The organism is Euzebyales bacterium (assembly GCA_036374135.1).
Classification (GTDB): Bacteria; Actinomycetota; Nitriliruptoria; order Euzebyales; family JAHELV01; genus JAHELV01.
Genome location: DASUUK010000074.1, coordinates 42804 through 61682 on the forward strand (window position 1 = coordinate 42804; position 18879 = coordinate 61682).

Genomic DNA, 18879 nt, shown 5'->3' on the forward strand with positions numbered 1-18879 from the left:
CCGGTATCGGGCGCGTGTCCCCCGGAACAGCGCCCGCTACCCGAGGATGAACAGCGCCACGGCGGGCGCCACGATGAACACGCCGACGATGTACGCGGGCACGACCGACTTACGTCGTGCCGCCAGGTCGGCCAACCGCTCCGCACCGGCGATCGGGATCCGCCGCATCGCGGGCACCGGGAAGAACAGCAGGATGCCGGCCAGGTTGAACAACAGGTGGACGAGCGCGATCTGCAGTCCCTCGACCTGCGGCACGGCCAGCGCGGCGATCAGCGCCGTGACGGTCGTACCCACGTTCGCACCGAGCGTGATCGGGTAGGCGTTCGGCAGGGTCAACACGCCCGCCGCCATCATCGGTACCAGCAGCGACGTCGTGATGCTCGACGACTGGACCGCCACGGTCAGCGCGACGCCGACGAGGATGCCGAGCGCACCGCTGCGACCCAGCACCGCGTTCAGCGAGCGCTCCGCCGCACCTGCGATGAGCAGTCGCATGTTCTTCGTGATCAACGCCAGGGTGACGAACAGCAGACCGAGGCCCAGCACGATCAGCAGCACTGCGCTCGCCCGTCCGGGAACGACACCGACCAGTGACTCGAAGGCTGCCGCTCCGGCACCGACAGCGGCCTTGAGCGGGCTCTCGAACTCGCCACCGGTCGCGCCGGCCAACGGGCCGCTCAACGCGATGGCGGTCCGCGAGAGCACGCCCGTGAGCAGTTCCAGCGGCAGGAGGACACCCACGGCCAGCAGGTTGAACAGATCGTGCACGGTCGCCCCGGCGAACGCCCGTCGGAAGTCGTTGGTGCGCCGGACGGCACCGAGGGACGCCAGCGTGTTGGTCACGGTGGTCCCGATGTTGGCGCCCATGACCATCGGCACGGCCGCCGACACCGAGAGCACGCCGGTGCCGACCAGCGCGACGATCGTCGACGTCGAGACCGATGACGACTGGACGAGCACCGTGGCGAGCACACCGACCGCGAGACCGGCGATGGGGTTGGCGACGCCACGGAACAGGGAACCGGCCGTATTGGATCCGAGCCCCGAGATGCCCTCGCCGAGGATGTCGATGCCGACGAGGAATCCGTACAGCAGTGCCACCAGCGCGACGAGCCGCGCCGCGTGCACCCACACCGGAGAGTGGTGCGTCGTCCGGATGTCTCCCGTCGACTCGATGTCGATCATGGTGGTCGGTGGCGGCGTCGGCGTGTGAGGGCGCGCCTGGGCATCGGTCACGGCCTCGTCAGGTCGTGACTGCAGGTGGTCGCTCATGGTTGCCATGATCTGGATGACGGACAACGGCACGGCGTACGCCAGATGAACGTGGGGTGAACGGTCGCTCAGGACGTGGTGTCGGCGAGCGGCGGCTCGAGCCGGACGAGCAGGCCGTCGCGGGTGCCGGCGTACACGGCGTCCGGCGTGCCGGCGAGCGACGTGATCCGGCCGAAGCCCGACGCGCGCCAGACCTCGTACCCTGTCGCGAGATCCAACCCGCGTGCGCCGCCTCCGACATCGCTGACGATGACGTGGCGTCCGGTGCTCGTGGCGATCGGCGTGAGTTCCCGCTCCGCCTCGAACTCCCATCGCCGCGCCCCGGACTCGATCGACAGCGCGGTGGCGCCCGAGCCGACCACCGCCACGACGGTGTCGCGGTCGGCGATGATGGTCGGCGCCTGCTCCGCGATCCCGTCGACGGGCTCGCACCACCGCGGCACGCCATCGGCCGGGTCGTACGCGCAGACGTCGCCCGAGCGGTCGGCGACGACCACGACATCGGGCAGCAGCGCCAGCGAGTCGAGCCACGGATCGTCGACCTGCACCTGCCAACGGGCGCGTGGACGTGCACCGCCGCCCAGGCTGTCACGTACCACCGGACCGTCCGGATCCAGCACCCACAGCGTCTCGCTGTCGAGCATGGCGACCGCGTCCTCCGTCGCGGCGACAATCGCCCCGTCGTCGATGCGCTGTCCGTCGCCGTCGAAGGACCACACGCCGCCGCCGGTCTCCGCATCGAGGGCCAGCAGTTCCGGCGCGACGCGGCCGACACCGATGCCGTAGATGGACCCACCGGCCGTGGCCAACGAGTTGATGGGAGCCACGATGTCCGCCTGCTGCCACAGGCGGGTGCCGTCACGCGTCGACAGACCGCGGAACTGCGCACCGCGCAGGGCCACGACGTCATCGGCAACGGCGATGTCGGTGAGCACGCCGATGTCGATCCGGCGCGTCCACCGTCTCGTCCCGTCACCGGCGGCGACCGCGACGACGTCGTGTGCCGCGGCCGTGACCGCGGTGTCGCCCACAACGCGCAGATCGTGCAACGGCTCGTCACCGACGGCGCGCTGCCATGCGACCCCCGCAGCGGGCGGCGTGTCGTCGGCCGCGGTCAGCGAGCCCGAGGCCACGCTGTCCGGAAGGTCGACGCCGACGATGTCGAGGTCCCGGTCACGCACGACCGAGGCGAGCGCCAGCGTGGAGATGATGCCCAACATCACGGCCAGGGTGGCGAGCGGCCATCCGGGTGCCACCCGGCCGGCACGTCGCGACGCGCGCCCCGTTCGCGGTCCCCGGCCGTTGCGCGACGGCGCTGCTGCGGGCGACCCGGGCGGGGCAGCGTCCCGGGCGTTCCGGGCGACCGCGATGTCCCCGGTGCTCCACGCAGCGCCGACGGCGACGCGCAGCGACCCCGTCCTGCCGGTCGCGCGCAGCAGATCGGCGCACGACGCGTGCCGCTGATCGGGTCGCTTGCCCATGCCCGCCCGCAACGCCCCGACCAGATCGCGGTCCGCGTCCGTCTGCAACGTCGGATGGACCGGTACGGCGCTGAACATGTGGGCGCCGAACAACCCTGCGGCGGTGTCGCGTTGGAACGGTGGGCCACCCGTGACGCAGTGGTGGAGCGCACACGCCAGGCTGTACTGGTCCGCGCGACCGTCGATCGCCCGCCCGCGCAACCGCTCGGGTGCCACGTAGGCGATGTCGGCGAGATCGATCGCCGCCCGGTCCGTGGTCGCCCGATGGGTCAGCAGCGTGGCGATGCCAAAACCGCGCAGGCTGATCCGAGGTCCGTTCTGCCCTACCCCGTGGACGATGATCGTGCGGGGGCTCACCGCGCCGTGCACGACACCGGCTGCGTGGGCGTGGTCGAGTGCCTCCGCGAGATCGCTCAGCAGTGCGACCGCGTCGTCGTGTGCGAGCCGACCGTGATCGCGCACGTACCGGTCGAGGGTGACGCCGTCCACGGCGGCGGTCGCGACGTACACCCGATCGTCGGACCGACCGGCGTCGAGGATCGGGACGAGCGTGGGGTGGCTGACCCCCACTGCCGCGCTGACCGCGCGCAGGTACCGCGTCGCGACCAGGTGCCCGGCCTCGTCATCGGACAGGGGCCGGCTCACGCGGAGCACCACCGGCAGGGGCGTCGCGCCGTCCGTGCCATCCGGCACCGCCCGGTGCAGTGAGGAGACCGAGTCCGTCGTCAGATGCGCTTCGATGCGGTAGCCCGCGACGGTGTCGCCGATTGACGGTGGTGGCGCGGACGCCACGTCAGCGGACGCGGCCATGTGTACGTGGTGCCTCCTGCACGAGGACGGACACGGGTGCGCGGCGGCCTGGCCACCACGGCAGGGCTGTGCGGGCAGGGGCGACGCCGCCATGCCGGAAGTGAGGATAGGTGGACGACCACCGGATCGACCGGACGGTAACCCAACGAGATCCTGCAATCACTTTCGGCGTTTTCCCTGTCGCACTGCCGTTTCGAATACCCGACATCATCACGTTCACGCGTGACCCCTACCAGCCCCAATCTCATGCGGAAGCGGCAGAGGGGGCCACAGCATCGAACATGCGTTCGAGTAGACTTCGCACCGATGGGATGGCACAACCCCCCGATGCCATGGCGGGAGCTCGCCGATCGGCTGGGTGACACCTCGCAGCGCCGCGCTGACGGGCGGGCGCGGAACGCGCCTGACATCGCCGACGGGGGCGACAGCCCTGCCTGGTCACGCCGTCGCATGCCCTACGAACCACCGCGGTCGACCGGGCCGGTGTCCGCCACCCCCTACGCAGAGCTGCACTGCCACTCCAACTTCAGCTTCCTCGACGGCGCCTCCCATCCCGAGGAGCTGGCCGAGGAGGCCGCGCGACTCGGTCTGGAGGCCTGCGCCCTCACCGACCACGACGGTCTGTACGGCGTCGTCCGCTTCGCCGAGGCGGCGGGAGCGCTGAACCTGCGCACGGTGTTCGGCGCCGAGCTCACCCTCGGCTCGGCCACCCGCGGCAACGGGATGGCCGATCCCGAGGGACGCCACCTCCTGGTCATCGCCCGCGATCCGGTGGGGTACGCCTCCCTGTCCCGTGCACTCAGCCTCGCGCAGCTCCGTGGCAGCAAGGGCGCACCCGTCGCCGATCTCGACGAGCTCGGCGAGCTGGCGGACGGTCACTGGGCGGTGCTGACCGGCTGCCGCAAGGGCGTCGTGCCGCAGACGCTGGCCAGCGACGGCCTCGACGCCGCGCACCGCGAGCTCGAGCACCTGATCTCGGTGTTCGGTCGCTGTCATGTCAAGGTCGAGCTGATCGACCACGGCGACCCGGGTGACACCGGCCGCAATGACGCACTCGCCGATCTCGCCACCCGCTGCCGGGTCGAGACCGTCGTCACCAACAACGTCCACTACGCCACGCCGCAACGCGCCCACCTGGCCGGCGCGCAGGCCGCCGTCCGGGCACGTCGCAGTATCGACGAGCTCGATGGCTGGCTGCCCGCCGCCGGCACGGCGCACCTGCGGTCCGGCGCCGAACAGGCCGCCCGCTTCGCCCGCTACCCCGGCGTGCTCGAGACCACGACCGACCTGGCACTCGCATCGGCGTTCGACCTGCGCCTGGTGGCTCCGCGGCTACCCGACTTCCCCGTACCCGCCGGCCACACCGAGGCCAGCTGGCTGCGACAGCTGACGATGGAGGGCGCCCTGCGCCGCTACGGGGCACCCGACGCCGAGCAGGTGCCCGGCGCCTACCTGCAGATCGAGCGGGAGCTGACCACGATCACCGATCTCGGGTTCCCCGGCTACTTCCTCATCGTGTGGGACATCGTGGAGTTCTGCCGACGGTCCAACATCTACTGCCAGGGACGTGGGTCGGCCGCCAACTCCGCGGTGTGCTACGCGCTGGGCATCACCAAGGCCGATCCGGTCGATCTGAAGTTGTTGTTCGAACGGTTCCTCTCCCCCGCGCGCGACGGGCCTCCCGACATCGACCTCGACATCGAGAGTGGTCGACGCGAGGAGGTCATCCAGTACGTCTACGGGCGGTACGGACGCCACCACACCGCGCAGGTCGCCAACGTGATCACCTACCGGCCCCGGTCGGCGATCCGCGACGCCGGCCGGGCGCTGGGCTTCTCCCCCGGCCAGCTCGACCGCTGGGCGCGGCGGCTCGACGGCTGGGGCCCGCTGCGCGAGGTCGCCGCGCCGTCCGCCGGAGCCCAGGGTTCACCAGAGGGCGAGCGCCAGCGAGCCGGCGGGCGGGGATCACCAGAGGGCGAGCGCAAGCGAGCCGGCCGGCGGGGATCACCAGACCCGGACGCGGTGCCGGAGCCTGTCGTCGACCTGGCGGCCCAGCTCGAGGGGTTCCCGCGCCACCTGGGCATCCACTCGGGCGGCATGGTGATCTGCGACCGACCGGTCATCGACGTCTGCCCCGTCGAATGGGCGACGATGCCCGACCGCAGCGTGCTGCAGTGGGACAAGGACGACTGCGCCGCGATCGGCCTGGTCAAGTTCGACCTGCTGGGGCTGGGGATGCTCGAGGTGCTCCACCGCGCCGTGGACCTGATCGCCGCCCACGAGCGGACCGCGATCGACCTGGCGCACATCCCGCAGGAGGATGCGGTGTACGCCATGCTGTCGCGGGCGGACTCGATCGGGGTCTTCCAGGTCGAGAGCCGCGCGCAGATGGGGACGCTGCCCCGGTTGAAGCCGCGGGAGTTCTACGACCTGGTGGTCGAGGTCGCGCTCATCCGTCCCGGACCGATCCAGGGTGGATCCGTCCACCCCTACATCCGTCGCCGCAACGGGGTGGAGGACGTCACCTACCTGCACCCGCTGCTCGAGAAGCCCCTGGCGAAGACCCGAGGCGTGCCGCTGTTCCAGGAACAGATGATGGAGATCGCGGTCGAGGTGGCCGGGTTCACCGCCACCGAGGCCGACGAGCTGCGCCAGGCGATGGGCGCCAAGCGCAGCCGCGAGCGCATGGAGCGCCTGCGGGACCGGTTCTACGCGGGCATGGCCACCCGTGGGATCACCGGGGAGGTGGCCGACCAGATCTACGACAAGCTGCTGGCGTTCGCCAACTTCGGTTTCCCCGAGAGCCACTCGGTCAGCTTCGCCTACCTGGTCTACGCGTCGGCGTGGCTGAAGCTGCACCACCCCGCGGCGTTCCTGGCCGCGCTGCTCGACGCCCAGCCCATGGGGTTCTGGGCGCCCCAGACCCTGATCGCCGACGCCGAGCGCCACGGCGTGGTGGTCCGCGGCCCCGACGTGCACGCCAGCGCGGCCGCCACCACGCTGGAACCCCTCACCCACCCCTCTGGGGAGACCTGTCAACACCCAACCGACGGATCTTCCCCACAGCCGGCAGGGGTCCCCGACGAGCAGCTGGCGGAGCGGCACCCGGCGGACGGGGCGCTGGCGGTGCGGCTGGGGCTGTCGCACGTCCGTACGGTCAGCGACGACCTGGCGGAGCGCATCGCCGCCGGCGCACCGTACGACAGCCTGGATGCCCTCGTCCGGCGGTGCCGGCCGGCGGTCGCCCAGGCCGAGGCGCTGGCCACCGCCGGCGCGTTGGAACCCCTGGTGTCGGGACGGCGACGCGCGTTGTGGGCCGCCGGCGCCGCCGCCCGCGCCGCACCCGACCAACTGGAGCACACGACGACCGGCACCACCGCGCCCGAGCTGGCTCCCATGACCTTGTTCGACGAGGTCGGCGCCGACCTGTGGGCGACGGGGGTGACGACGACCGCCGCCCCCATGGCGTTCGTCCGCGACCGGCTGCGTCGTGACGGCGTGCTGACCGCGGCCGACCTCGACACCGCTGAGCCGGACCGTGTCGTGGCAGTCGGCGGCGTGGTGACCCACCGGCAGCGCCCCGCCACCGCTGGTGGCACGACGTTCATGAACCTCGAGGACGAGACCGGCCTGGTCAACGTCGTGTGCTCCGAGGGGGTCTGGACCCGCTACCGGACCATCGCCCGCAGCAGCAGCGCCCTGGTCGTGCACGGCCGGCTGGAGCGCGCCGAGGGTGTGGTCAACCTGATCGCCACCCGGATCGATCGCCTGGATCTGCACCTGGGGACCGGCCGGTCACGGGACTTCCGCTGATCCCCACCGTCTAGGCTGGGCAGCCGTGCTGACCCAACCGTTGTCCTTCGACACCATTCAGAAGACCCTGCCGGACCGCGTCGACGCCGGCCTGTCGACGCACGGGCCGCTGATCGTGCTCCCGTCGCTGAGCTTCCCTCCCAGCGAGCTCGTCAAGATCACCGCGATCGAACGCTACGAGGAACGGCTGCTGTACCTGCTGCTGCAGCTCGCCGATCCCGCCGCGCGGATCACCTACGTGACCTCCCTGCCGATCGATCCGGCGGTGATCGACTACTACCTGGACTTCCTGCCCGATCCCGCCGACGCGCGGTCGCGGCTGGCGCTCGTGACCGTGGGCCGGTTCTCGGGGCGCGGGCTCGCCTACGACCTGGCGGACGACGCCGACGCGCTCGATCGCGTGCGCACCGCGCTCGGCGGCGACACTGACCGCGCGGTGATCCTGCCCTTCAACGTCACCGAGGCCGAGCGCCGGGTCGCCGTCGAGCTGGGCGCACCACTGTTCGCCGCGCACCCCGATCTCATCGCGCACGGCTCCAAGACCGGCTCGCGCCGAGCGGCGCGTGCGGCCGGTGTGAACGTCCTGCCCGGCATGGAGGATCTGTGGTCGACCGAGGCGATCAGCGCCGCGGTCGACGAGCTGCGTCGTGCGCACGACGGGGTGGACGCGGTCGTCGTGAAGCTCAACAACGGGTTCTCCGGCCAGGGCAACGCGATAGTCACGTGGAGCGGACGGTCGGCGGCGCTGGCCGACCGCGAGACCGTCTTCTGCGCCCCCGGCGAGACCTGGACGTCGTTCACGGCGAAGATCCAGGACGAGGGCGCGATCGTCGAACAGCTGGTGACCGGCCGGACGGCATCACCGAGCGCCCAGGCATGGATCTCGCCGACCGGTCGCCTGACGGTCCTGTCGACCCACGATCAGATGCTCGGCGGTCCCGGCGGGCAGGTCTACCTGGGCTGTCGGTTCCCCGCCGACCGGGCCTACCGCGCGCAGATCATCGACCACACCGTCGCCGTGGGCCGTCAACTGGCGGATGCCGGTGTCGTCGGCCCGTACGGGATCGACTACACCGTCGTCGACCACGACGACGGCCACCGCGTCCACCTGTCGGAGATCAACCTGCGCCTCGGCGGCACGACCCATCCGTTCGGCATGGCCCAGACGGCGACCGGCGCGACCACCGACCCCCACGCCGACGGCCTGCTCACCGACGACGGCCCCCGGGTCTACATCGCCAGCGACAACCTCAAGGACCCGAGCCTCGTGGGAACGTCGCCGGAAGTGGTCATCGCGCGGGTGCGGACGGCCGGCCTGGCGTTCGACCGGGCGACGGGCACCGGTGTCACCCTCCACCTCATGGGCGCCCTGCCGGAGCACGGCAAGGTCGGTGCGGTCGCAATCGCGCGTTCACACGACGAGGCTGAAGCGATGTTCGCCCAGCTCACCGCTCTGTTGACCAGCGGAACGGCGTAGGGGACGCGGGCTCAGTGCGCCTGGTCGGTCAGTGCCCTGTAGAAGGCACGGGGGTTCTGGATCCAGCGGAAGACGTGGATCGGGTCACCGGTCGGTGACCTGGTGATGACGGTGCCGTAGTTCAACCAGCGACCGATCGGGCCCTGGCGGAACAGGATGCCCTGCCGGAACACGGGTTTGATCGCGGCGCCCTTGATGATCAGCGACCGATACTCGAAGACACGACGGCTCGAGATCACCAGCACGGTGCGCGCCCACAGCAGCACGCGCACGAGCAACGCCACGATGGCCGCGACGAAGATCCAGCCGAACAACCCGACCATGATGCCCGCACCTGATGCCGAGACGAGCATGCCGGCGATCACGAGCAGGGCCAGCGTGCCCAGCACCGGACCGACGAGCACGATCGGATGCTTACGGTTGATGTAGTTGATCTCCTCGCCGTGCAGCAGGTAGCCTGAGATGTTCGGCAACGGGATCGACGAGACCTGCGGGCGCAGCTCCGACAGCTCCGTGTCGCCGTCGCTCACGGTCGCTGCCCGGTGTGTACGTCGCCGGCCGTACCTACCCCCGGCCGACCGCGGACTGGTGTCGATGTCGCACGAGCTGGATCCCTGCTGCCCGGACTCCGCACGGATCTGGGTCGATGGCGCGTTCCGGAGCTGTCCCGGTCACCTTGTAACCGGCGACCGTCCGGATTCTACTGTCGTCCCGCTCGTCCGCGGGTCAGGCGCCGCGCAGCACCTCGTGCACGAACTGCACGGCGACGGGAGCCGACCGCGAGCACCCGGGCAGGCTCGGCTCCAGTACGAACGGCCCCCTGTTCCCGGCCCCACCGGTCCGGCCACCAGCGACGGGACGCGACGACGAACCCGCGGACGTCGGTGACCACCGGGTCCGCAGCCATCCAGTCCGCGGTCGCGCGCCGATGGAGATGGACGTGCCGGGAGGCGCCGCCCCCGGGCCGGGACACCGGCCCGGGGGCGGTCAGGTGCCGCCGGCCGTGATCACTCGTCGATGATCACGGCCGTGAGCATCCCGAACATCGTGCCGTCGGTGCGCTTGACGTGGGAGAGGATGTGGCAGTGCCAGACCCACGTGCCGGGGGTCTTCATCTCGTAGACGACCGACAGGCGCTCGCCCGGTGCGATGTTGAACGTGTCGCCGGTGTAGCGGGCACCGCGCGGCAGCATGTAGCCGTCCTTGGCGATCACCGTCCCCGGCTGGTTGTGCAGGTGCATCGGGTGTGCCATCTGCCCTTCGTTGGCGTAGTGCACCAGCACCTTGTCGCCGGCCTTGTACGCGTAGGGCGTCGTTGCCGGGAAGGACTTGCCGTTCAGCGTCAGGCCCACGTTCCCGGCATCGTTGAGGATCATCACCTGCTCGTCGACGACACCGTTGACGCCGGCGCTGTCGGCGTAGTCGCCGACGATCATGGTGCCGAACAGCCCGTTGGGTACCTGCTCGAGGCTCATGTGGTGGCTGTGGTAGGTCATCACCGACTCCTGGTCGGCGACGAACGTGTAGCTCATGCTGTCACCGGGCGCGATCGGATCCTGCGAGATGAACGTCACACCGTCGATCTCGAAGTCGTGGTCCTTCAGGCCGTGCGGGTGGAGGCTTGTGCCGGTGTCGTCGAGCTCGTTGTGCACACGGATGGTGACCCTGTCCCCGACGTCGACCTTCATCGTGGGTCCCGGCACGACGCCGTTGTAGGCGATCGCGTCGACGACCTTGCCCGGTTCGACCTCCCACTCGGTCTCGTCGACGGTCAGCTCGAACAGCTTCGTGCCGTCGGACTGCACGTCCGGCTCGAGCGCCGCGCCGCCCTCACCCTCGGTCTCGGCGGGAAAGGCGCCGATCGAGTCGGCCATCGCCTGTTCCATCTCGGCCGCGCTCACCATCGCCTGCGCAGCCGCGCCGTCGCCGGCGGCGCTGCCCTCGCCGTCCGGCTGCTCAGCTGCGCCTTCGTCCCCGACGAGCGTCAGCGTGCCGGTCATGCCGGCGGCCTCGTGGCCCTCGATCGAACAGATCCACGTGTAGGTGCCCGGATCGAGGCCGGACACATCGAGATCGACCGACTCACCGGCGTTGAGGTCCCCGGTCGCCACGTCCGTGTCGACCACCTCGATGTTGTGGGGGATCCCACCGGTGTTCGTCACGCCGACCGTGGACCCCGATACGACCTCGACTTCGGCAGGCTGGATGGCGAACTCGTCCAACTCGACGCCGATGTTGCCGGCATCGTCACTGATCGGCGGCGCATCGGACAATCGCTGCTCGTCCAGCGGCGAGGCCAGGGCTCGACCCAGGGCGAAGATCGACAGGAACAGGGCCAACGCACCGATGCCGATCGCCAGGAACGCCGGCCAGTTGACTTCGAACCTGTCCTCTGCCATCTGGTCATCCTCTCCGTCGCTGAGCTGTGAAAAGAATCACAAGCATGGTGGGGCCCGACAGGACCACCGGCCCGCGTGTGGGACCCCGATGGTCCCGTGATATCGCCCGAACCGCCCGAACGGCCTGCACCGACGGCCTCCCGAAGGCCGGCAACGGGGCCGGTCGGGGTCAGCCGCCGGCGCCCGTGCCGGGAACTCGCCGGCTCCACGCGCCGGGTCGGACCGTCGGTCGCGTACCGCCGCGCGAGGTGCGTGAGCCGGTCAGACGCGACCCGACCGCCGTGCCTGCGCGCGCTCGGTGATCTCCCGCCGGCGGCCGGATCGATGTTCGGCGTCCGGTCACCCCGTAGCACCGATGCACCGACGTCCTGCCAGCACCGGGCGCGGCGACATCCTCATCGTCGAACGCGAACGCCCCACTCGCCGTTGAGGTCGGCCCAGCGCTCACGTCGCAGCGCGGGACGGGGGTCCTCAGGATGTGGCGTCGAGCGCCCTACGGTGCACCTGGAGACGGCGACCGATGCGTCAGGTCCCGTGACGACGTCACCCTTTGCCGTCGCTCCGATGTCGCGGGTGGGCGGCGTGCACGCGCTGCGGGGCGCTCTCGACCCCGCAGTGCCAGCGATCGACCGGCGCTCTGTCACGCCGGCGCGCCCGGTCCTCGGCGGTTCGCGGGCGTGCCCCGCCGTCGGCGAGCACGTCGTCGCTGATGCGCGTCCAGGCGATCACCGCGCCGGTCAGCGTCAGTCCGGCGGTGATGAACATCGCACTCGTGAAGCCCGCCGCGAAGACGTCCGCCGGGATGTCGGCCGTGTCGGTGGTCAGTCCCGCCGCGACCGGCAGCGCCGCCGTGGCGAGCAGTTGCGCGACGCGGCTGACGGCGTTGTTGACGCCGCTGGCCACCCCCGAGTGCCGCTCGTCGGCGGCAGCGAGCGTGGTTGCCGTGACCGGTGCCACGAGCCCGGCCAGGCCCAGCCCGAAGACCACGGCCGCCGGCAGGACCGCGGTGACGTAGCTGTCGCCGGCGTCCAGCATGCCCAGCAGCACCATGGCGACGGTCAGCACCAGCGACGCGACGGTCAGCGGGCGGCGCGGTCCGATGCGCTGCGCCAACGCACCGGAGCGCTCCGACAGCGCGAACATGATCAGCGACACCGGGACGAACGCGGCGCCAGCCTGCGTGCCGGTGTAGCCGAGCACGATCTGCAGGTGCTGGACGAGCAGGAAGCTGACGCCGCCGAGCGCGGCGTAGACGACGAAGCAGAGGATGTTGGCCCAGGTGAACTGCGCCGACGCGAAGATCGACGGCGGCAGCATGGCGTTGGGCTCGCGGCGCTCGACGACGACGAACGCGATCGCCGCGCCGATCCCGAGCACAAGCGCCGAGAGCAGCAGCGGGTCGAACAGGCCCGAGCGCGGCGCCTCGATCACCGCGTAGGTCACCCCGGCCAACGCCACGATCGACAGCGCCGAGCCGGGCACGTCCAGGCGGCCGCTGACCGTCCCGTCGCGGCTCTCGGGCACGTGCACGAGCGACGCCCAGACCACGAACGCGCACAGGGGCAGCGGCAGCACGAAGACCGACCGCCACCCGACCGTGTCGACGAGCAACCCGCCGAGCACGGGCCCGGCCAGCTGCCCGATCGCCCCGAGCGCGGACCAGGCACCGATGGCGCGGGCCCGGTCCTGCGGCGCGAACGACGCCTGGAGGATCGCCAGGCTTCCCGGCGTCAGCAGCGCGCCGCCGATGCCCTGGAGCACGCGTGCGGCGACGAGCAGCGGAAGCGTCGGCGCCAACGCGCACAGCACGGAGGCCACCGCGAACCACATGACACCGATGACGTACACGCGGCGCCGGCCGAGGCGGTCCCCCAGGCTGCCGCCCAGCAGGATCGCGGACGACAGGGTCAGAAGGTAGCCGGTGACGATCCACTGCCTGCCGGCGACGCCGGCACCGAGGTCCCGTCCGATGGCAGGCAGGGCCACATTGACGACGGTCGCCAACAGGAACGCACTCGTCGACCCGGCGACGGTCGCCGCCAACACCCACCGACCGGCGGCCTCGTCGAGCCGCAGACCGGCGGCCGCGTCTGCTGACGTCATGGTCGGGTCGCCTCCTGACGCCGCCGACGGGGCGTCCCGGGCGACCGGACGGCCACCCGCGGCGATGATAGGGTGCGTCGCCCGTCCCCTGGGTTCGGTGGCCGACGCCGCCGATCGATCGGGCGTGCATCGACGTCCTCGGACGTTTTCGGCGGGCCGTCGCCACCTGGCTGCGGAACCCGACCGAAGGACCCGCGCGGTTGGGGACGACCGACCCGTCCGTTCCGCCGGCCGATCGCCGAACCTGAACGACATCAGACCCGACGTCCGACCTCCACCGCGGTGGCGGCAGGTCGGCGTCGCCACCCGACATGCTTCAGCGACAAAAGGGCTTCGCCATGGCACTGCGTCAATACGCCTCGATCGGCTCCATCATCCTCGGCGCTCTGATGGTCGTCGGCGGGATCGCCACCTGGATACTCGTGAGCAGCACCCTCGCCGAGCAGAACATCGTGACCCCCGATGACGCCTGCCTGCCGGAGCAGGAGGTCAACGGACCGTTGACGGCGTACTGCCAGGCCGAGATCATCCAGGTGCACACGCTCGACGCCACCGGCGGGATGACCTACGCCGAGCTCGACCGTGAGGACCCCGTCCGCGAGGTCGCGATGGACTCGTCGTTCCTCCAGGCGTCGCTGTTCACGTCGATCCTGGCCTTCGGCGTGTCGGCGATGGCGATCGCCGTCGGGATCCTGTTCATCCTGATCGGGCTGGGCATCCGCGACGTCAGGATGCAGACAGTGGGGACACCCGCCAATGAGCCTGTCGGCGCCGGGCGGAGCTGACGGGTCGCGATGTCCACCACCTGGGTCTACCGCTTCGATCAGGTCGACGAGGTCTATGAACGGCTCGAGGACTGGGAGGACGTCCGGGGCCTGCTCGGCGGCAAGGGGGCGAACCTCGGCGACATGACTCGCCTCGGCATACCCGTGCCGCCGGGCTTCTCGGTCACCACGGCTGCGTGCCTGGCATACCTGGACGCCGACGGGACACTTCCCGCCGGCCTGTGGGACCAGCTCGGCGACGCCCTGCGGGTGGTGGAGAAGCAGACCAGCAAGACGTTCGGCGACGCCGAGCGGCCGCTGCTGGTGTCGTGCCGGTCCGGGGCGAAGTTCTCGATGCCCGGGATGATGGACACCGTCCTCAACATCGGGCTCAACGACGAGACCGCGCGGGGGCTGGCGCGCCTGACCGGCGACGAGCACTTCGTGTACGACTCGTACCGGCGGCTCGTGCAGATGTTCGGCACCGTGGTGCTCGGCCTCCGTGACGAGCTGTTCGAGCAGGTGCTCGCCGAGGCCCGCGCCGGGCGCGCGGTCACCAGCGACGCGGACCTGACCGCCGACGATCTGCGCACGATCGTCGGCCGGTTCCGCGATATCGCGCCGCAGTTCCCGCTCGATCCGTTCGAGCAGCTGCGCATGGCCGTCGAGGCCGTCTTCGCGTCCTGGAACGGGCGGCGCGCCATCGACTACCGCACGGCCGCGGGCATCCCCCACGACCTGGGGACCGCGGTCAACGTGCAGACGATGGTCTTCGGCAACCTCAGCGGGCGGTCTGCGACGGGCGTCGCGATGACCCGCAGCGGAGCCACCGGCGCGCCAGGGCTCGAGGGCGACTGGCTGCCGGGCGCCCAGGGCGAGGACGTCGTGGCGGGCATCCGCGCCACGCAGCCCATCGACGCGCTGGCGGAGGCGATGCCCGATGTCCACGCCGAGCTCCAGCAGATGGCACGCACGCTCGAACAGCACTACCGCGAGATGCAGGACATCGAGTTCACTATCGAGGACGGCAAGCTGTGGCTGCTGCAGACACGCGACGGCAAGCGGACAGCACAGGCTGCGGTGCGGATCGCGGTCGACCTCGCGAGCGAGGGCCTCATCGAGCGCGCTGACGCGGTGCGCCGCGTGACGCCCGCCAACATCGACTTCTTCCTCCACCCCCAGCTGAAGGCGTCCGCCCGGAACCGGGCCGACGCGGACGGCCGGCTCGTCGCGCACGGACTGAACGTGTCGCCGGGCGCGGCCGTCGGCGCGGTGGCGTTCGATCCGGACACCGCCGAGCGCTGGGGTCGCGAGGGCCGGAGCGTCGTGCTGGTGCGCCCCGAGACCAAGCCCGACGACGTCCACGGCATGCTCGCCGCCGAGGGCATCCTGACCACCCGGGGCGGACGCACGAGCCACGCGGCCCTGGTCGCACGCCAGTTCGGCAAGCCGGCGGTCGTCGGAGTCAGCGCGCTCGAGATCGACCTGCTCGGCAAGCGGGCGACCATCAACGGCGAGGTCATCGCCGAGGGTGACTGGGTGTCGCTCGACGGCAGCAGCGGCGACGTCTTCATCGGACGGCTCGACACGTTCGTGCCCGACATCAGCGACACGTGGCTGTCGCGGCTGCTGTCCTGGGCCGACGGCATGCGCAGGCTGGGCGTGCGCGCCAACGCCGACTCGCCGACCGATGCCGAGCTTGCCCGCACCTACGGAGCCGAGGGCATCGGGCTCTGCCGCACGGAGCACATGTTCTTCGCCACCGACCGCCTGCCGATCATGCAGCGCATGATCATGAGCGACTCGTCCGCCGAGCGTCGTGAGGCACTCGACGAGCTGCTTCCGCTGCAGCGCGCCGACTTCGTCGGCCTGTTCCGCGTGATGGACGGCCTCCCGGTGATCATCCGCCTGGTCGACCCGCCACTGCACGAGTTCCTCCCGACCGTCGACGAGCTGTCCGAGCGGATCACCGACTCCAAGCTGCGGTTGACGTCCGCAGGGTCGCTGCACGAGGTCGACGAGCTGCTGCGGCAACTGCGTGACGACGAGGACGTGCTGCGGCGCGTCACCGCACTGCGGGAAACGAACCCCATGCTCGGCCTGCGCGGTGTCCGCCTCGCGCTCCGGCATCCCGAGATCCTGCAGATGCAGACCCGCGCCATCATCGAGGCGGCGTGTGACTGCGCGCACCAGGGCTACGAACCACGACCCGAGATCATGGTCCCGGTCGTCGCCGATCCGACGGAGCTGGCGCGCGCGCGTGACCTCATCGACACGACCGCACGGTCGGTGCTGGACGACCGCGGGGTCGACATCGCCTACAAGGTCGGCACGATGATCGAGACACCGCGCGCCGCCGTGCTCGCGGGCAGGCTGGCCGCGTCGGCCGACTTCTTCTCCTTCGGCACGAACGACCTCACCCAGACCACGTTCGCGATCAGCCGCGACGACGCCGAGACCAGCTTCCTCGTCGACTACGTCCGTCAGGGAGTGCTGGACCACGATCCGTTCACCTCCCTGGACGTCGACGGCGTCGGCGAGCTCATGCGGCTGGCGGTGACCGGTGGCACGGACGCCCGTGCGGACCTGGAGACCGGCGTGTGCGGAGAGCACGGCGGCGACCCGGCATCGATCGCGTGGTGCCACGCGCACGGACTCGACTACGTCAGTTGTTCGCCGTACCGGGTGCCGGTCGCACGACTTGCGGCGGCCCACGCCGCGCTCGACGAGGCGTGACGCTGAGCGAGATGTCAAGGGACCCGCCACCAGATGCTGCCCACGCCACCGGTCGTGATCGCCGCGACGCACGTCCGCGTGGACCGTGTGCGGCTGAGCGTTGACGCTGCCGCCTGCAAGCGATTAGCGTACAGTCCCGTTAGTCGAACGGTCCCGGAGCGGAGGTCCCCCGGGGGACGATGGACGACTTGGACGCGCCAGAGGGGCCATTCGCGCACCTGCTGCTCGATGACCTCCGCGCTGGGCTGCTCCGCCACACCAATGAGATCGTCGGCGTGCGCGATGGACTGTGGCGGCTGATCCGCGCCGTCGTCCGCCTGTCGTCGGCCGAGCTCGACCTGGCCGCGGTGCTCCAGCGCATCGTCGAGGTCGCACACGAGATGGTCGACGCGCAGTACGCCGCACTCGGCGTGATCGGCGAGGACCGGAGCCTGCAGCAGTTCGTGCACGTGGGCATGGACGCGTCGACCGTCGAGCGCATCGGGCATCTGCCCGAGGGCCACGGCGTGCTCGGCCTGCTGATCGAAGAGCCGCAGGTGCTCCGACTCGACGACCTTGCCGCACATCCAGCGGCGGTCGGATTCCCGGTTCACCACCCACCGATGGACAGCTTCCTGGGCGTGCCGATCGTCATGGGCGACGTCGTCTACGGCAACCTGTACCTGACGAACCGCCGCGACGGCGACGGCTTCACCACCGACGACGCCGAGCTGGTCGACACGTTGGCCGCGGTGGCGGCCGCGGCGATCGACAAGGCGCGCCAGCACGAGACCTCGCTGCGACGACAACGGTGGCTCGAAGCGACCAGCGAGCTGACCGCCGAGCTGCTCGGTGGCGCCCCGACCTCGCGGGTGCACGCCCTGATCGCCCGCCGCGCACGGGAGCTGACCGAGGCCGCGACGGCGACGCTGGTGTTGCGGGACGGCGACGAGCTCCAAGTCGTCGCGGCGGCGGGCCGTGCGGCCGACGCGCTGGACAACGAGCGGTTCGCGGTCGCCGGCTCGCTGCCGGAGCAGGCGATGTCCAGTGGCTCCGCGGTGGTCATCGACGACATCTCCGCGCTCGACCAGCATGTGCTGCCGGTGACGGCCGTCGGTGGGTACGGTCCGGTGATCATCGTGCCGTTGTGCGTGTCCGGGGAGGCGTTCGCCACGCTGGTGGTCGCGCGCGACAAGGACACGGCACCGTTCAGCGCCGACGAGCGCGCCGCCTTGGAGATGCTCGCGGACCAGGTGGCCCTCGCCCTGGACTACGACCGCGCGCAGTCGCAGCGCCGCCGTGCAGCGGTGTTCACCGACCGCGACCGCATCGGTCACGATCTGCACGACCTGGTGATCGGGCGCCTCTTCGGCGCCGGTCTCGACCTGAACGCCGTCGCCGCCCAAGTCGCCGATCCGGCGCTGGCCGAGCGGATCGACGCAGCGATCGACCAGGTCGATGCCGCGATCGCGGACCTCCGTGCGGCGGTCTTCGCCCTGCACGGCCGCCGACGCGACGCGGCGAGCCTCACCGATCAGCTCGACCGCGTCTGCCGCGAGGCCGAGACGGTGCTCGGCTTCTTCCCCGAGCTGCACGTCGACTCCCGGGCCGACGGGAGGGTCACCGACGAGGTCGTGCCCGACCTGCTCGCCGTCACGCGCGAGGCGCTCACCAACGTGGCGCGTCACGCCAACGCCTCCCACGCGACGGTCCGACTGCGCGTCACCGAGACGATGGTCCACCTCGAGATCGCCGACGACGGCGCCGGCATCACCGACAGGGCCCGCCGCAGCGGGCTGGCCAACCTGTCCGCCCGCGCGTCGCGACTCGGCGGCGCGCTGCGGGTCGAGGACGCGGTCGGCGGTGGGACCCGATTGCGCTGGCACGCGCTGCTGACCTAGACCCGGCGGCGGCCGCGTCGACGGTCCCTGCGGTCGCGCGCGGTCACGCTGGGACGTGTCGCACGGCCGTTGTGCCACAGGACGATGCCGCGACGATCCCGACACCACCGTGGTGGCGTTCGCCGCCACGCAAATCCCGGCATC

General features: G+C 71.0%; 10 protein-coding genes. 5 read left to right on the top strand and 5 right to left on the bottom strand.

What is annotated here, in order from left to right; genetic code table 11:
- Nucleotides 1-36: 36 nt before the first annotated feature.
- Both VFZ70_12570 and VFZ70_12575 read right to left on the bottom strand, forming a co-directional pair.
- Nucleotides 37-1272, bottom strand: coding sequence for a Na/Pi symporter (locus VFZ70_12570; protein ID HEX6256631.1), 1236 nt, complete (start codon nucleotides 1270-1272; stop codon nucleotides 37-39).
- Between the two features lie 68 nt (nucleotides 1273-1340).
- A complete protein-coding gene (locus VFZ70_12575; GenBank protein ID HEX6256632.1) occupies nucleotides 1341-3563 on the bottom strand; it encodes a PQQ-binding-like beta-propeller repeat protein in 2223 nt (740 codons plus the stop codon).
- A gap of 450 nt (nucleotides 3564-4013) precedes the next feature.
- Here VFZ70_12575 and VFZ70_12580 point away from each other — a divergent pair, with 450 nt between their 5' ends.
- Nucleotides 4014-7376 (top strand): error-prone DNA polymerase, encoded by a 3363-nt coding sequence (locus VFZ70_12580; GenBank protein ID HEX6256633.1) that lies wholly within the window; start codon nucleotides 4014-4016, stop codon nucleotides 7374-7376.
- A gap of 25 nt (nucleotides 7377-7401) precedes the next feature.
- Nucleotides 7402-8853 (top strand): peptide ligase PGM1-related protein, encoded by a 1452-nt coding sequence (locus tag VFZ70_12585; GenBank protein HEX6256634.1) that lies wholly within the window; start codon nucleotides 7402-7404, stop codon nucleotides 8851-8853.
- Between the two features lie 11 nt (nucleotides 8854-8864).
- Here VFZ70_12585 and VFZ70_12590 read toward each other — a convergent pair whose 3' ends face one another.
- The 3 genes from VFZ70_12590 to VFZ70_12600 form a co-directional block, all read right to left on the bottom strand.
- The gene (locus VFZ70_12590) at nucleotides 8865-9383 is read right to left on the bottom strand and encodes a PH domain-containing protein (protein ID HEX6256635.1); all 519 of its coding nucleotides are present in this window, start codon (nucleotides 9381-9383) and stop codon (nucleotides 8865-8867) included.
- Nucleotides 9384-9860: 477 nt separating this feature from the next.
- Entirely contained in the window at nucleotides 9861-11252 is a 1392-nt protein-coding gene (locus VFZ70_12595; GenBank protein HEX6256636.1) for a multicopper oxidase domain-containing protein, read from the bottom strand.
- Between the two features lie 543 nt (nucleotides 11253-11795).
- Nucleotides 11796-13355: an MFS transporter gene (locus tag VFZ70_12600; GenBank protein HEX6256637.1), complete on the bottom strand. Its 1560-nt coding sequence runs from the start codon at nucleotides 13353-13355 to the stop codon at nucleotides 11796-11798.
- A gap of 338 nt (nucleotides 13356-13693) precedes the next feature.
- Between VFZ70_12600 and VFZ70_12605 the strand changes: the two genes are divergently transcribed.
- From VFZ70_12605 to VFZ70_12615, 3 genes are all read left to right on the top strand, one after another.
- Nucleotides 13694-14140 carry a hypothetical protein gene (locus VFZ70_12605; protein HEX6256638.1) on the top strand — a complete coding sequence of 149 codons (447 nt, stop codon included), beginning with the start codon at nucleotides 13694-13696 and terminating at the stop codon, nucleotides 14138-14140.
- Between the two features lie 9 nt (nucleotides 14141-14149).
- Nucleotides 14150-16855: a pyruvate, phosphate dikinase gene (gene ppdK, locus VFZ70_12610; GenBank protein HEX6256639.1), complete on the top strand. Its 2706-nt coding sequence runs from the start codon at nucleotides 14150-14152 to the stop codon at nucleotides 16853-16855.
- Nucleotides 16856-17034: 179 nt separating this feature from the next.
- Entirely contained in the window at nucleotides 17035-18735 is a 1701-nt protein-coding gene (locus tag VFZ70_12615) for a GAF domain-containing protein (protein ID HEX6256640.1), read from the top strand.
- The last annotated feature ends 144 nt before the right edge of the window (nucleotides 18736-18879 follow it).